The organism is Chryseobacterium lactis (assembly GCF_003815875.1).
GTDB lineage: Bacteria > Bacteroidota > Bacteroidia > Flavobacteriales > Weeksellaceae > Chryseobacterium > Chryseobacterium lactis.
On sequence record NZ_CP033924.1, the window covers coordinates 5,387,989 to 5,404,668 of the forward strand.

Genomic DNA, 16,680 nt, shown 5'->3' on the forward strand with positions numbered 1-16,680 from the left:
AATCGTATAAAAAAAGTGGAAAATAGTACAGGGTTTCAATTTTATTATTTTATTAACAGCAACGTTGGGTCAAATTTTCTATATTTGAGTAACCCGCTTTCACAAAATATTTAGAAATGAATAACAATAGTAAGATTTTATTAAATACTCCTGAATTACGCAATGAAAATCAGCTATTGAGCCTTGTTGAAAATCAAACAAAATTCAATCTGAACAATTGTGAATTCAGCATTTATGAAACGCATAAGGCCGCTTATGATGTAAGGCTTCATTTTGACAATATTGCATTTACAGCGATGTTGAGAGGTAAGAAACATATGAAGCTGGATAATAAAACCAATTATTTTGATTATTTCCCGGGAGAAAGTATTCTGGTTGCTCCTGGCGAAACGATGGTTATTGATTTTCCGGAATCTGATGAGACTCCTACTCAATGTATTTCTTTAAGTCTGAATCCGGATTTTATAGAGGATTCTCTTAATTATTTAAATTATCATCTTCCCAAAGTGGATGAAGCTTCGGAATGGAATGTTCAGCTGGATGAATATTTTCTTTTTAATAATAAAGCTCTGGCATCTGCTACCAATAATATTATGAGAATTGCAATGGATGATAATTCTCAAAAGGATATTATGGCTGATTTCGCTTTAAAAGAGCTCCTGATCAGATTGATGCAAACGCAGGCAAGAAGCATGGTAGAGAAAAATATGGTAAAAAATAAATCAAGGATAGGATTTGCCGTGGATTATATCAAGAGAAATCTGCATCAGAAATTATCTATTGACAGCATTGCCAAGCTGGCTTATGTAAGCAAATCAAACTTTTTTAAAATGTTCAGGGATGAGTTGGGAACTTCTCCCAATGATTTTATTTTGCAGGAAAGAATCAGTAAGGCGAAGGAATTATTAGCCGGGCAAAACAGCATTAAGGAAACAGCTTATCAGACAGGATTTTCGGATACTAATTATTTTACAAGGGTATTTAAGCAGCTGGAAGGAATCACGCCGAAGAGTTACCAGAACGGGATGATTGTACGGGAGTAAAATTGAATAGATTCGGGATACGTGGTTCGTATTCTCCTTTACTGCTCAATTTAATTTTCCTTATCAAATTCAAATAAAAAAGAGCCCCATGAAAATGGGGCTCATATTATGTAAACAATTGTTGATTATTAATAATCGTCGTTTTGCTTAATGTTTGGATTCGCCTGAATCGCCGTGATAGGAATCGGCCATTGCCATTTAGAACTTCCTGCAGCAAGAGTTTGCTTAACTGCCGGTGAACCTGTACCGTCAAAAAGGTCTCCTTTTCCTGATCTCTGAACAGAAAGGTTTAATCTTTTTAATGTATACCATCTGTCATTTTCAAATGCAAGTTCCAGTCTTCTTTCTTTTAAGATCGCATCTAAAATAGCTTGACCCGCTTCTGTTCCAGGAGTAAATGAAGAATATCTTTCTTTTCTTAATTTATCCAGTAAAGTAAGAGCCTGAGCAGGGTTACCCGTTTTATAATATGCTTCAGCAACGTTTAACAATACCTCAGCTGATCTTAAATATTTAATAGGCACAACATTAGAAGGGCCACCATTACCAGCATATTTTGTTACGTGATTATATTTTTCTTTACTATATACCCCAGTAGTAAAATAAGCTGATTTTCTGATATCATTTGCTGTATAAGCTGTATATAAATCATAATCTACAACAAATTCAGATCTTAGACTAGGAACAGACTGGTTGTACGCTGCTCCTACAGTATTGTTAGACTCAGCCGGAGCATTTGATAATTGGAATAAAACACCATCCGTAATTCTGGACAATCCTTCATTTTCCTTCCATATTCTGGTAAAGTTATCTATTGTTGTAATACTAGGTGATAATCCTAATGCCAATTCTCCATATTTGATGGTATTAGCAAAGTCTCCTTTGTAAAGATTCACTCTTGATAATAATCCATAGATAGCACTTTTACTCAATCTTCCTTTGTCAGCATCATTTTGTGTAATATTATCTGCAGCAAATAAAAGATCTGCAATAATTTTATCATACACTTGATCAACAGTTAAGTTTCTGGATGCTGTATTACTTAAAGGAGAATATTTTTCTGAATAATAAATTCCAATTGCATTTTTAGCTCCTGCAGATTGCGTTGGGATTTGAGAATAAGCTCTTACAATATCAAAATGAGCAATGGCCCTAAGCCCTCTTGCTTCAGCTTCTATATTTGTTTTTTTTGTACCTGATAACACTCCGTTATTGATATATGACAATACAAAGTTTGCTCTACTGATAGCTAAATAAGCAGCACTGTATAATCCTGTTGTTTGTGAGTTATCTGAAGAAAATTCGAAGTTTGATGCTGCAAAATTGGTATTTCTTCCTGAAGCTGTACGAACTAAATTATCGGTAGTAAGATCTCCCATAATAAGTTGGCTACCTGTATCTCCGTTATAATATCCACTTCCTTTAAATGCTGTATAAGCACCATCCAAAGCCTGTCTGAATGATTCAGCTCTGGTCATCGACTGATCCTGATCCTCGTTAATTGATGAGATTTGATCTAAATTTCTGTCACAAGAAGTCAACGAAACAAATGTCGTTAACGCAACTAAACTTATTTTTATTATGTTCTTTTTCATAAAGCTATTCAGTATTAAAATTCTAATTGTAATCCCATCAGGATTGTTCTTACAGCAGGGTAAGTATAAAGATTGTATGATCCCGGAACGAATAATGCTGTAGAGTCAGCAGATCCTACTGAAACCTCAGGTTCTCCGTGGAATTTAGTTACCGTGAATAAATTCTGTCCTTGTACATATACTCTAAGTTTGTTGATAGGTGAATCTTCTCCAAGAAATGCTTTATCAAAAGAGTATCCTAGTGTAAGTGATCTCAATCTTAAATAATCTGATTTTTCAATCCATTGATCGGAATCACGCATACCATTACTATCTACTTTCTGGAATACGTTAGTATCACCAGGTTTTTGCCAAACATTAGCTGCCTGCTGCGCCATATTTCTACCCGCAACAGCCAAAGTTGGATTAACAGCAGCGTAGTACATATTGTTATAGGTATAACTACCCATCTTAAATGCAAAATCTGCACTAAAATCAAGTCCTTTATACTGAACTGTCGTTCCGAATCCACCGAAGCTTTTTGGGAAAGGTGATTTGTCAGTAAGAGGAACTGCATTGGATGCGCTGTAAACATTAGTAATATTTCCAGCTTTATCATAATATAAAGCATCACCGTTATTCGGATCTACTCCTGCAAATCTCACATTGTAGAATGAATATGGAGATTCACCTACTTTAAGATAAGTATCTCCTAAGTTTCTTTCCGTTTGTCCATCTGCAAGCTTATCAAGAATTGACTTTTGGAAAGAGATGTTTGCATGTAAATTCCAATTGAAGTCTCTTTTCTTGATAACATCAACGCTAAGTTCTACCTCTAGACCTTTCTGAGACATATCTCCAGCATTGATATATTGATAATATCCACCTTCTTGTTTATCTAGAGGAACAAGTTGCACGAAATCTTTTCTCTTATTCTTGTATACCTCAACAGATCCACGAACTCTTCTGTTCCACATTGTGAAATCAACTCCTACGTTGGTAATCGCATTCGACTCCCATTTAAGATTTGTGTTACCTATAATATAACTGCTTTGAGCGTATGTTCCAGGATATAAAGTTCCGTTAGAACCATATAGACCATAGCTTACATTACTTACGTTGTAATAATCAGGTAATGTTCCATCGTTACCTGTTGTACCATATGACCCTCTAAGCTTTAAATCATTAATAAATCCTCCTTTCATGAAGTCTTCCTTAGCAATATTCCATGCAGCACTTGCGGACCAGAATACCCCACTTTGGTTATTCATCCCAAATCTTGATGAAGCATCTCTTCTTAAAGATCCTGTTACTAAATATTTACCTGCATAGTCATAGTTTAATAAACCTGCTAAACTGAATAAAGTATTTCTGGTCTTAATTCCGGTAAATGTATTTCTGTCTGAAGGCGTAGTAATTGAAGGAACACTGATTACAGGAGATTTCAACCCATAAGCTCCTCCATTCATTGTTTCATTGAAATTATCGTTATATTCGATAAATCCTAAGAAATCAAAGTTGTGGCTTCCGAATGACTTTTTATAGTTGATAGAGTTATTCCAGGTATAGTTAAATCCATAGAACGAATTTTTGTTTAATGAACCTGTAGGAATGGTATTAACTGTTAAGTCCAAGTTTGAACCTTTCTTCAACCATTGAGTTCCCATGAACCAGTCGTAAAGACCATTGAAATTGGTTTTAAACTTCAGACCATCAATGATTTTATATTCAGCAAATAAAGTTACAGGAATTCTCAATCTCTGATCATCCAATCTATAAGTACTAATCTGCTCTACTACGTTAGAACCTGCTCTCATAGTCTGATTATAACTTCCATCCGGGTTATAGATCGGCTCATATGGCGCATATTTGTACATGGCACCGAACGGGTTCTGAGTATTGTTTCTGTCTCTGAAATTTTGTGTAACCTGGTACTGAACTCCAAGGTTGATTCCTACATTAAGTTTTTCACTTAATCTGTTTGTAAATCCGAAGTTACCTGTATATCTTTTCAAACCATCAATGTCTCTGATAATACCGTTATCAGAATCATATCCTAATGAGTAATAAAAAGTACTTTCTTTGGAACCTCCTTGTGCACTAAACAAATAAGACTGGATGCTTGAAGGTTTTAGCAGGTCTTTTTGCCAATTGTGATCAAAAGCAGCTAATCTATCCATTTCCTGTTGAGTTCTTGGCTTAAACCCAAGATATCCCAATTGGTTCTGGAAGCCCATTAACTCTCTTGAGTTCATCATGGTGTAGTTATTGTCTTTCAACCTTTCACTGAAACCAAATTTAGTTTCAAATGAATAGTGAGTTTTCCCGGCTTTCCCGGCTTTGGTAGTAACTACCACTACCCCATTTGCACCTCTAGCACCATACTGCGCCGTAGCCGCAGCATCTTTAAGGATTGAAATGGATTCTACGTCTGCAGGGTTAATCGCACTAAACTGTCTTGCAGTCATGTACATCCCGTTTACCACATAAGTAGGCTCTGAAGAACCACCAACACCAGCAACCCCTCTCACCTGAATGGTAGCAGCAGCACCTGGCTGTCCGGTAGTACTTTGTACAAATACTCCGGAAGCTCTACCCTGTAAAGAGTTTCCGATAGAGGTTGTAGGAGAGTTTCTTCTGATTTCGTCTCCTCCAACAACGGCCTGAGCCTGGGTGATTTCATCTGCTTTCTTCTTCTGATATCCGGTAACAATAACCTCTTCGATTTTGTTTTCCTTCAGAATAGAATCATTCTTAGTTTTTTGCGCAAAGGCAGCTTGTCCTAAAAAGAACAAAGCTCCAGCACTTAATACATGCAACTTCACATTCATATTAACAGATTTTAATATATTCAAGGTCACAAATATGTTAATAAAAATTAACAACATCAATTTATTAAGCCCTGAAAACAACCTGTCATAAAGGGTACATCCGCACATATTTCACTAAATCAATAGGGAATTATTTTAATTGTATTTGAAATATTAAGGAAAACAAAAGCAATCTAAGCTTTAGTATAATTTTAACAAAAATTAAAATAAAAATCAAAATTCATTAATTAACCAAAAACAGAAAAAAATATTAACCAATACCAAAATTATAAACGAAAAAAATAAAATAAAAACGTTCGTTATTTGGCTCAAAACAGTGAAAAAAGAAGGCAAAATTTGCATTATTTATTAAAAAAAGAACCTATAAAAAAGCAGAAAGGCCATCTTTTCAGACGGCCTTTCTTATGTAAATTAAAAATTTGTTAATTATGTTTAATACCCAACATTCTGAACAATACCCGGATTTGCATTCAATTCATCCTGAGGAATTGGTAAAGCAAATTTATAACTACTATTTGGTAGATTTACAGGATTTGCAGCTGGAAAATTTGAAGAACTAGATGAATAATCAGCAGGATCCCTATCAATCGTAACATTAGCCAATGTACCCAATCTTTTAATATCTATATAACGATGCCCTTCATAAGCCAATTCCAATCTTCGTTCTTTTAAAATACCCGCCCAGGCTGCTTGTATATTTGTGTATAAAGGAGCAGTTTGTACAGTGCCAAGTCTTGCATCTAATATAGATTTTAATACCAATCCTACTCCTGCTAAATCTCCGGCATTAGCTCTTGCTTCAGCTTTAATAAGATACATTTCAGATATCCTCATTATTTTATAATCATTATTAAAGCCATTAGTAGCTGTTACTGCCGCTGTTGTTTTCCCAGTCTCTGTTCCTCCATATTTTTGAATAATTAATTTATCAGTATTTAAATAATCAGCTGAAGTTGTATAATTAGGATCAATAATGGATGAAGGAGCCACAATTACATTTCTTCTAACATCTGTTGGCCTTTGATCCAGTATATTGAATAAAGATCTGCTCACTTCGTAGAAAGGGGATCCATCTAAATTTGGTGCTACAGAACACCAACCATTATGCAAATTAGTTGCTTGAGTATTTTGTTGAGGTGTTCTTTTTAGTCTAAAAATTACTTCTTTATTAGAAGATTCATCATCTGTAAAAAACACTTTACGGTAATCAGCCTGATTAGCCAATGTTACTTGAGAAGTATTTATAACTTCATCTGCCCATTTCTCTGCATTTATATAATCTCCCTTATAAGCATAAGCTCTCGCTTTGAGTCCTTTTGCAAAATTTCTATTAGCAATCTTATTATCAGCCGTATATCCACTAAGTCCATTATAAATTGCTAAAGCATCATCTAAATCTTTATGAATCTGCATGTAGAAGACCCCATTTGTTGTTCTTGAATTTACTTTTTCTTCAGAAGTAAATACTTTGTTGGCTAGTATCCCGGCCAGAGCATTTTCATCTTTAAGACTAGGTGAATAATAAGCTAATATTCTCAAATGTCCGTAAGCTCTCATTGTCAAGGCTTCAGCTCTTAATCTAGAAATTAATGCTGCATCAGCAGCATTTGCGGGAACTATTTTATCTGCATTCTGAATCACTCTATTAGCTCTTGCTAAGGCAGAATAAGTTCCTACCCAAATATTAGCAGGTCCTGGAGAAGAGGGAATCAATAAGAAAATATATTCTGTTGAAAGCCCTTGCCCACCATTTGCATATCCAATTCCAACCTCATCTGTAAAAACAGAAGAAAATACAACTTCTGATCTATCCGAAAAAATATTATAAGTTGAATTCATTAATTTTTGTAAATCTGAAGATGTAGTAATTGCGTTTTCTTCAGTTAGTGAGCCTGGAGTAAAAGGAGTCAACAGATCACTACTACAAGAAGTAAATAATAATCCGGAAACTAATGTTATATATGTTAATATTTTTTTCATTACAATTATCTTAAAAATTTATCAATTAAAATTTAATGTCAAAACCTAAAGTTATAATTCTAGGCGTAGGATATTTTTGCTGGTCACTAATTCTTGGACTTTCAGGATCAAATCCCTTCCAATTTGAAATAGTAAGCAAGTTCTCTGCTTGCAAAATAACTGAGAGGCTATTTATAAAAGTATCTTTCAAATATCGCTGAGGAAATCTATATCCAACCTGCACATTTCTCAGTCTTAGATAGGATGCATCTTTTATAAATCGATCAGAATTACTTTGAAGCCCTAGATTGGCAGCCTTTAGAGAAGGAATATCAGTATTAGTATTAGTTGGCGTCCATGCATTTAGCATTGCCTTATCTACTGTGAAATTTCTCAGATTATTAGGATTGTATAAACTAGACATATCATAATCATAGCGCACTACTCTGGCAACAAAAGTAAATGTAGTAGAAGCAAAGAAATTTTTATAATTAAAATCCATTCCGAAACCTCCCTGATATTTTGGCAAATTATTTTTTCCATATAGCCTTCTGTCTGCAGCAGTAGGATTTTCTGTAGGATTACCATTAATATCTTCAAACAATAAATTTCCATTGTTCGGGTTTACACCTAAATATTTATAGACAAAAGGTTCTCTCAACAATCCTCCATTAGCCGTAACATATTGAGGATCCGAACTCTCAGGTATTCTACCATTTCCACTTTTAATACCATCTACCTTCTGAGTATTTATAGAACCATTAACTCTAAAAGTTAATGAAATATCTTTTTCTTTATTCTTTAGAATATCATAAGCCAAACTCAATTCAATGCCTTTATTAACTATTGAAGCATCCGTATTTCTTACAATACTTAACGTTCCCAATACGGGAGCTGTTGGATCAGGCATATACAAATCAACAGTTTTTTTATTATAATAATCAAATGATCCTCTCAATCTTCTTTTGAAAAATTCAAAATCGGCTCCAATATTATATTGTTTGGTTGTTTCCCATCTCAATTTACCATCACCAAAATTAATGGCGTAGCCTTGATTTGCATTATAACTATTATTAGTTACAGAATAGATATTAGTAAACCCGGGAGGATTTAATCCGTCATAAATAGTTCCATCAACAATTCTTTGATTTCCTTGGGTACCATAGGACGCTCTCAATTTAAAAGTATCTACAAATTTTACATTATCCATAAAAGCTTCTTGATCTATATTCCATCGGCCTCCAACTGACCAAAAATTCCCCCATTGTCTGCCATTTGCAAACCTACTGGTACCATCTCTCCTTATAACCCCTTCAATTCCGTATTTTTTATCAAAATCATAACTAAATAATCCAAAATATGAAATCATATTGAGTTTAAGCTTAGAGACCGATATTTGCGGCACATAATAGTCATTATCAGGAGTATCTGAAATATATCCTGATCCTGTTCCAGGAACAAAAGTTTTTGGATCCAGTCCTCTCTGTCTCATATTTGATACATCCACTTGTGAATAATTATACTCAAGGTTGCCAGTAAAAGAGAAAGTATGTTTATCTAAAGTTTTAGAATATTCTAATTGCCATAAATTATTGAATAAAAATTCTCTTCTTTTGTTCACATCTTCAAGTCCCGAAAATTCTTGTGCTCCTTTAAATAAAAACGCATTAAACGAAAGAGGATATTCTGCTTGAGTAAACTTAGTATCCAGGTACTGCCCAGAGGTTCTTACTCGAGCTGTCAAGTCGTTAGTTATTTTGTAAGACAGATTAGAAGCTATATCTAATCTAATTTCTTCTGTAGAATTATTATAGTTTACTAATTTATCCATTAACATCAACGGTGTATACAACAGCGTACCATCTTTCTGATATAAATCAAATAGTTGCTTTCCATTTTGATATAAATCAGGCGATACATAAGGAGCAGATTGATAAGCTCCTAATATATAGTTCCTATTAATTGCACCTGCGGTCAAAATAGCCTCATTATTCTTGGAAAAACCTACACCAGTCACCAAAGAGTATTTAAGCCGATTATTTGAACTTTTGCCATTAATATTATTTCTTACAGTAAATCTTTTCAGTCCGGTAGTCTTAAGTATTCCGTCTTGATTCAAATATCCAACAGAAGTATATGAATTGATATTTTTCCCACCAGATTCTATCGAAAAGTCATGACTTTGAGTAACTGCTGGCCTAAAGAAAACTTTCCTCCAGTTAGTATTTATATTATAATTTGCAATTTCCTCATCGGTCATTTTAGCCCCCCAGCCAGCCCCAAATCTTTTCTGCATTGTTAACAATTCTCTGGAATTGACATAATTGTACTTCGGATCCTGTAACATAGAAACACCAAATTGTGTACTATATCGAACACTAGTTTTCTCACTATAATTCCCTCTCTTAGTGGTAATCATAATTACCCCATTAGCTCCTCTGGAACCATATTCAGCAATAGCTGAAGCATCTTTTAAAACAGAAAATGTTTCAATATCATTAGGATTAATTGATCTAAAGTTATCGCTATTAGACGGGAAGCCATCAATAACATATAATGGATCAGTGTTCCCGTTATATGTACCTACACCTCTAATAATGACTGTAGGTTTAGCCCCAGGCTGTCCTGTACTAGCTGTAACATTAACACCTGCTAACTGCCCTTGAATAATGTTTAAAACATTTGAATTAGGTCTGTTTTCAATTGTTTTGTTATCTACTGTAGCAATTGAAGTAACCGCAGTTTTCTTGGTAGTACTCCGATAACCAACAACCACAACCTCGTCAATTAGTTTTGAGGAAGTTGTATCTTTTTTCACCTTTTGTGCCACGACTCCATGTCCCATAAAAAAAAGAACCGCAGCGCTAAGCACACTTAATTTAACATTCATATTTAACAATTTTTTATATATCCAGTCACAAATATGTTAATAAAAATTAACAGACTCAACTTTTAAAACACTAGTAAACAAGCGTTTAAACTGAAATTATTTCGTTAAAACTGAATATATAAATTGAACTCACCAGTGATATGTTAAAAAAAAAGTAAAAAAAAACACAAACCTTAATATTAACAAAATTATAACAAGCGTTAAAAATTTACTCACATTACATAAAATCATCAAAATAAATAAAAAAAATTAATTTAAATAGCCTTTATAGTAAATAATATTTAAAAAACAAGATGGCATATTTTTACTAAAAGCACTGAAATACTATAAAATAAGCAAATAAAAACTCCAAAAAATGGCAAAAAAATAAAGCATTCCAAAATTCGGAATGCTTTTTATCATTTATGAAGGATGTTTTTATCAGTTTTGGCAGTTGTAATATCTTGCTCCGTTTAAAAACGGATTTTCGGACTCTATAGAAACTAAACCAAAGCCTTTATATTGTGGATTTACGGATTGTTTTAATTGCTTTCTATGCAATTTTTCATACGTGTCAAAGTCGATCGGTGTTCTGTTATTAAGGTTTTCAAACAAATTCCATTTTTCAACTACTTTTTTCCAATTCTCGGAAACTTTTCCGGCGAAGACTTTTGATTTTGATCCACTGCCATATCCTACGAAACCTATTTCCGTACCTGACAATTCTTCATTTTCATTAAAAGAAATTTGTAGTGCAGATAAAAATGCCATGAAAACAGAAGCCGTATACATATTCCCTATTTCTGAAGAAGCTCGCTGAGTTTTTTCTATTTTATCATTGATGAGTTGAAGATAATTTTCAGATTTTGCCACCGTTTTCTGTTCTTCCGGTGTCTCATAGGAAAGTCCGTTTTCAAGACTGTAGATTTCAGTAAATACTCTTTTACCATGAAAAGCATACGGAAGGTGGAAAATAATATATTTCCAGTTTTCATAAGGCTTTTGCTGTCCTGTAATTTCCTTATAATGGTGATACGCTTCTCTAATCCTGTCCTGATAACATTGGTTGGAATATTGTCCGTCAAAAACAGGCTCATCAGTAAAAACTTCGATGTGGTCAGGATAATTTTCGGGGGCAGATATAAGATCTTCTTTTTTATATTGTCTTCTCGGTTTAAAAAAATCAAAAACACTTTCAGAAGCTACTCCCCAATTGTTTTCAATCACCAGCAGGTCCGGCTTTGAAGAAACGAGTAATGCTACCGCACCCCCTCCCTGAGTGTATTCACCGGAAGAAGCCAATTCATATTTAGCATAATCACTGGCAATTACTACTGCTTTTTTATCCGGATTCACCCGTACAAAGTCCAATGCATTATGCAGTGCATCTACGCCGCCCACACATGCAAAGGTCATATCTACAACATCACAGTTTTTGAAACTTCTCTCCCCAAACTCACCTTCCAGTACTTTTTCTACCATCTGTACAGCATAAGAAGCGGTAGGCTTAGCGGCATCCACTGCACTTTCAGTACCAAGATATACTCTTGCTATTTCTTTCGGATTGATATGATAATTTTTAATAAGCTTTAGAAGAGCTTCTGCTGCAAAGGTTGCGGCATCTTCATGAACGTCCGGAAGTGCCATTTTGTGTAGTCCCAGTCCTTTTTCCAATTTTGCCGGCTCAATTCCTCTTTTTTCTGCCAACTCCTTAATCTCCAAATATAAACCCGGTACATAATAGTCCGCTGCTTCAATTCCAAAACTCATTCTATTTAAATTTTTATACGAATTTATAAAATGTAGTCTGAATAATCTTTGACTCTTGTCATATTTTAGCTATTTATTAATAATTTACTTTTAAATAATAAAAAAACAGCATCACAAATTGTAATGCCGTTTTTTCTATGTCAAAATCGTCAGATTTATTTAAAATTTTCAATTGCTTTATTCAGAACATCAATCTGCTTATTGATACTTGCTGCATTTTGTGGATTCTGTTTCAGTAATTCCATTTTTTTGTTTAAGCCTTCTTTAAGCATCTGAATCACCATCATCTTTGCCTGCGGATTGTCTGTCATCTGATTTTTTGCATACCCCAGCATTTTCGTAATGCTTTCAACCGCCTTTAAATTATCTGTACTCATAATCCAGTTATATCCTTCTTCTGCAGTTTTTCCCAATTCCGGGTTTTGGAATTTAACAAATGGATAAAATGCTGCCAGAGGGGCAATATATTGCATCTGAGAAGTTACTTTATTTTTCACAACTACCGGTAGGAAGAGTGCCAATAATTCGTCTGAAGCTCCATTCAAATCGATTTTATCTACCAGAGTATTCGCTCTTGAAGGATCGGTCGTAATAAGGGCGCTTAAAGAATTTGCTTTAACGGCATTAGAAACAGCATTGACTCCTTTTTCAAAGATCGGGATGTATTTCTTATCCTTCGTTTTTGCCAAAGCCGCTATCGCAGCAGCCTGCGTCAATGTTTTAGGATCATTGGAAGCTATTTTTTCAACTTCAGATCCTAGCGTTTTCATTTGCTCTGCATTCGTAAGATCAATAAGTTCCAATGCCTTGATTCTTACCCTGAAAAATGGATCTTTCAAGGCAGTAGCCAGTAATTTTGTTATCGCAGGACTTTTCCCCGTCTGATCTTTTATACCGGTTAAAGCAGTATATCTGCTTTTGAATTCTTTAGAATTTGTAAACTGCAGCAGATTTTGTTCCGGTGTTTTAGTATCGGTAATATCAGCCAATAAAACTCCATCAGCATTGATATTTATTAATTCCGGAGTCTTGGAGACATCAAAATTGAATGTATTTTTCGCTTCTGCATTCACCCAAACATTATATCTTTTTGGCTTCCCATTATCGTAAACATCAATAGCTAAAGGAAATTCAAATAGTTGATCCTGGGTCTGGTTGATGGTTACCGCCACTTGTTTTTTCACCGGCTCAAAAGTGGATGAATAATTTATTTTTGGATTTCCACTTCCGAAGTACCATTGGTTAAAGAACCAATTTAAGTCTTTTCCAGAAACCTTTTCGAAGGAAAGTCTCAGCTGATGAGCTTCTGCGTTCTGATATTCATTGGTTTTCAGATAGTCATTCATACCTGCAAAAAATGCATCATCACCTAAATAGTTTCTTAACATATTCAGAATTCCGCCCCCTTTTTGATAGGTTACAAGATCGAAGACATCTTCACGGGACTCATAATTGAATCTTACCAGGTTTTTCTTAAAATCAGTCGGATTATGGATGTAAAGATTCACATCACTCATCAAATGGTAATCTGCCTGATCTTTACCGTATTTATGTTCATTCCAAAGATATTCCGAATAATTGGCAAAAGATTCATTGACTGTCAGGTTGCTCCAGCTTTCCGCAGTAACCAAATCCCCAAACCAGTGGTGGAATAATTCATGGGCAATGGTATCCTCCCATTTATTTTCGTCAATCAGCTGACCGGGTTTTTGAAGGATATCACTTCCGTGAAGGGTTGCAGTTGTATTTTCCATCGCCCCGCTTACATAGTTTCTTCCGGAAATCTGTGCATATTTTGCCCATGGGAAATCGTAGTTCATTTTCTTCGAGAAGAAATCAATCATTTCCGGGGTATTCCCATAGATCTGTTTTGCATAAGGTTCATATTCCTTTTCGATATAATAATCAACGGGAATATTTTTCCATTTATCTTTCACAATGGCATATTCGCCTACTCCCATAAAGAAAAGGTAGGTAGAATGCCTCTTATCCATCACCCAATGATCTGTTCTGAGCCCGTTGGATTCTTTTTGAGATTCTTTTAAAATACCATTTGAAAGGGTAACATACTTATCAGGAACCGTCATGTAGATTTCCTGAGTCGTTTTTTGATTGGGCTTATCAATTGTGGGGAACCATGCAGAAGAAGATTCTGTTTCACCCTGGGTCCAGATTTGTGTAGGCATATCAGGTTCCGTTCCCTGAGCATTGATAAAATATAGACCTTTTGCATCATTAATGGCCACGCTTCCCTGTTGTTTTACCTCATTGGGACGGGAAGTGTATTTGATGTAAATGGTATAATCCTGATTTTTCTGGTAGGTTTTATCCAGCTTAATTTTCAGAATATCATTTTTGTATTCATATGGTAAAGTAGATCGTTTTCCATTATTATCAAGGCCCACTTCATGAATCAGCATTGCTTTTGCATCAAGGATCAGTTCATTGGTAGCATAAAAATACGGTGAAGCAGTAAGCCACTCTTCTCCGTTCATTTGTTCCTTTTGATAATCAAAATTTACTTTAAGCTTGGTATGTTTAAGTTCCGTTAGTTTGGTGTGAGTAGCTCTGTACACTTTTTCTCTACCTGAGGTATCAGTTTGTGCTGCTACGTTGGCGGAAAACAAAATTCCAAGGATAGCAATTGATAAAATGGCCTTTCTCATCTCTTTACTTTATTATTTTTTAGGATTATTTTTAGTCAGAATGTCAAAAATATCATTGACAAGTGTTTCATAGTCTCCCGTTTTCAACTGTTCTTTTGTTTTGGCAAAAGCTTTTTTCAGTTCACTTTCGGGGTTTTCATCGTCGATGATTTCTGCTGATGCAACACCTTTTAATTGAAGTATGACATTTTTAAGAACTTCAATATCTGCATTGTTTTCCACATTTATTTTTAAATATTTCATGATCTGTTTGTGATTAGGTATATTATAGTTTCCTTCTCTGATGAAGGGTGAAAATCAAGTTCTTTCAAAGTTAAAACTAATTTTTAGAAATGATAATACCTTCCTTAGCTTTTTTAAGGAGATATTTCTTCGAAACAGACTTTAAATACAACATTTTGATGCCTCTCAAGGAAATTGCTAACTCAAAATTATGTAGGAACGTTTTTCACATGATTATTTTGCCTTAACTATTTTTCCGTTTTTGTATAGGAATATAAGACTGCAATCGGTTTTTCTTTCCTTGTTATACACGTGAATTTTTTTAGAATCAATACCATTCATTTCACATAACATAGGGCTTTCCCAGTTGTTATAAAAAACAGGTTCTCTTAGGGTAAAGTTTGGATTGTTTTTAAGCTCATTAAACATATCAAAGCTTATACACACCTCTCCTTTTTCGATATGATTTTCATGAAGGACCGTCTTTAGCTTGCTGAATAGCTCATGGTTGAATTTACCGGTATAAATCCAGGAATTTTTCACACTGATATTGGTCACGATCAGAAGAAAGACAATGACTGCAAAGAAAGCACTGATCATTTTGCTTCCAAGTCCTATTTTAACAGATAGATAAATAATTCCTGAAATAATAAATAAGGTATAAAAAAACCTTATCGCACCGAGATTACGGTTATCAAATCCAAAAATAGTAGGAATATAAGATGAAAAAAGAAAGATACTTAGTCCCAATAAAATAGCGATAACAGAAATGATATTAATCCTTTTGAAACCCTGCAGCTCAGTTTTAAAATCATAATTGGAAAATACTTTAAAGACGCCTGCAGAAATACTCAAGGCTAATATCCATTCTAAAACATTTAAATTTTTACTATTGGATATTCCTTTAAAGATCCCGACGAAAATATCTTTGAAAAATAATTTTGCAGCATAAACTGTAATCTGTGCTACTCTATTAAGTTCGAAAATTTTATCTACTTCATCTCTTTGGTAAGAGTTAACAAACAGACTTGGCTGAATGATTTTTCTGAAAATAACAACAGCCACCAATGTCAGTACTACAAATGCAATCCTTTTTTTATTTCCTTTAATAAGAAATAAAGGGAGAAGGATTAAGGGAAGGAAAATTTCGTAACTTAATATTGATGCTATAAAAAAGAGCGAACTTATAACAACTTTTTGGCGGACGTAAATGAAATAGATACTCAGTAAAAAGAAGATCGTTGCCAGATTGGAATTGAGCATAATGGATGAAAACTGAATACTCGTACCGATTACGGAACATGAATACAGCAGAGTGATCAGGCTGGCCATTTCTGTTGAAATGATCTTTTGTATCACCCAATACATTACAATCAAAGAAAGCGGAAAAAATAGTAACCCAAGCAGATATACCGATTCATTATGCCTGGAAAGAAAAATTAAAGTACCTGTCACAAATCCTGAAACCGGCCTTGCAGCCATGGTCGTAGAATCCAGAAAAGAATAAATGTAGCTGAAATAGGATTCTGAAATAAATTTAGATTCATATACCTTGCTTAAATCATCCGATACGATTACTTTTTCTCTAAAAACAGACAGACTTATATAGAGGGTATAGGCAATTATCAGAATATTCAGGAATATCAAATAACTGTTTCTAACATTTTTCTTCATATTATTTTTTCAAAATTCGTGCGGGAACCTGAATTCTCGCCCTTGTCAAAAATAATAGAATTATCGCAATTA

At 34.3% G+C, this 16,680-nt stretch carries 9 protein-coding genes; 1 reads left to right on the forward strand and 8 read right to left on the reverse strand.

All coding sequences use genetic code 11. From position 1 onward, the window contains the following. Positions 1-116: 116 nt before the first annotated feature. Positions 117-1,043, forward strand: a complete 927-nt coding sequence (locus tag EG342_RS24035) for an AraC family transcriptional regulator (protein WP_103293188.1) — start codon at positions 117-119, stop codon at positions 1,041-1,043. A gap of 128 nt (positions 1,044-1,171) precedes the next feature. On the opposite strand, the gene EG342_RS24040 is transcribed toward EG342_RS24035, so the two are convergent. From EG342_RS24040 to EG342_RS24075, 8 genes are all read right to left on the reverse strand, one after another. Further along, complete coding sequence (locus EG342_RS24040) at positions 1,172-2,638, reverse strand: RagB/SusD family nutrient uptake outer membrane protein (RefSeq protein WP_103293189.1); 1,467 nt, start codon at positions 2,636-2,638, stop codon at positions 1,172-1,174. Positions 2,639-2,652: 14 nt separating this feature from the next. Next, positions 2,653-5,448: a SusC/RagA family TonB-linked outer membrane protein gene (locus EG342_RS24045; RefSeq protein WP_103293190.1), complete on the reverse strand. Its 2,796-nt coding sequence runs from the start codon at positions 5,446-5,448 to the stop codon at positions 2,653-2,655. Positions 5,449-5,880: 432 nt separating this feature from the next. After that, positions 5,881-7,428, reverse strand: a complete 1,548-nt coding sequence (locus EG342_RS24050) for a RagB/SusD family nutrient uptake outer membrane protein (protein WP_103293191.1) — start codon at positions 7,426-7,428, stop codon at positions 5,881-5,883. A 25-nt stretch (positions 7,429-7,453) separates the two neighbouring features. Continuing rightward, positions 7,454-10,297, reverse strand: coding sequence for a SusC/RagA family TonB-linked outer membrane protein (locus EG342_RS24055; protein WP_103293192.1), 2,844 nt, complete (start codon positions 10,295-10,297; stop codon positions 7,454-7,456). 420 nt (positions 10,298-10,717) lie between these two features. Further along, complete coding sequence (locus EG342_RS24060; protein ID WP_103293193.1) at positions 10,718-12,046, reverse strand: hydroxymethylglutaryl-CoA synthase family protein; 1,329 nt, start codon at positions 12,044-12,046, stop codon at positions 10,718-10,720. A 155-nt stretch (positions 12,047-12,201) separates the two neighbouring features. Then, positions 12,202-14,712: a M1 family metallopeptidase gene (locus EG342_RS24065; RefSeq protein WP_103293194.1), complete on the reverse strand. Its 2,511-nt coding sequence runs from the start codon at positions 14,710-14,712 to the stop codon at positions 12,202-12,204. A gap of 12 nt (positions 14,713-14,724) precedes the next feature. Continuing rightward, complete coding sequence (locus EG342_RS24070; protein ID WP_103293195.1) at positions 14,725-14,955, reverse strand: hypothetical protein; 231 nt, start codon at positions 14,953-14,955, stop codon at positions 14,725-14,727. 213 nt (positions 14,956-15,168) lie between these two features. Continuing rightward, a complete protein-coding gene (locus EG342_RS24075) occupies positions 15,169-16,608 on the reverse strand; it encodes a hypothetical protein (protein WP_103293196.1) in 1,440 nt (479 codons plus the stop codon). Positions 16,609-16,680 lie beyond the last annotated feature (72 nt).

Bases quoted from the DNA above. Each gene is read 5' to 3' on its own strand.
- EG342_RS24070 (WP_103293195.1), bottom strand. From the start codon at position 14,955: ATGAAATATTTAAAAATAAATGTGGAAAACAATGCAGATATTGAAGTT.
- EG342_RS24045 (WP_103293190.1), bottom strand. From the start codon at position 5,448: ATGAATGTGAAGTTGCATGTATTAAGTGCTGGAGCTTTGTTCTTTTTA.
- EG342_RS24075 (WP_103293196.1), bottom strand. From the start codon at position 16,608: ATGAAGAAAAATGTTAGAAACAGTTATTTGATATTCCTGAATATTCTG.
- EG342_RS24065 (WP_103293194.1), bottom strand. From the start codon at position 14,712: ATGAGAAAGGCCATTTTATCAATTGCTATCCTTGGAATTTTGTTTTCC.
- EG342_RS24050 (WP_103293191.1), bottom strand. From the start codon at position 7,428: ATGAAAAAAATATTAACATATATAACATTAGTTTCCGGATTATTATTT.
- EG342_RS24035 (WP_103293188.1), top strand. From the start codon at position 117: ATGAATAACAATAGTAAGATTTTATTAAATACTCCTGAATTACGCAAT.
- EG342_RS24055 (WP_103293192.1), bottom strand. From the start codon at position 10,297: ATGAATGTTAAATTAAGTGTGCTTAGCGCTGCGGTTCTTTTTTTTATG.
- EG342_RS24060 (WP_103293193.1), bottom strand. From the start codon at position 12,046: ATGAGTTTTGGAATTGAAGCAGCGGACTATTATGTACCGGGTTTATAT.
- EG342_RS24040 (WP_103293189.1), bottom strand. From the start codon at position 2,638: ATGAAAAAGAACATAATAAAAATAAGTTTAGTTGCGTTAACGACATTT.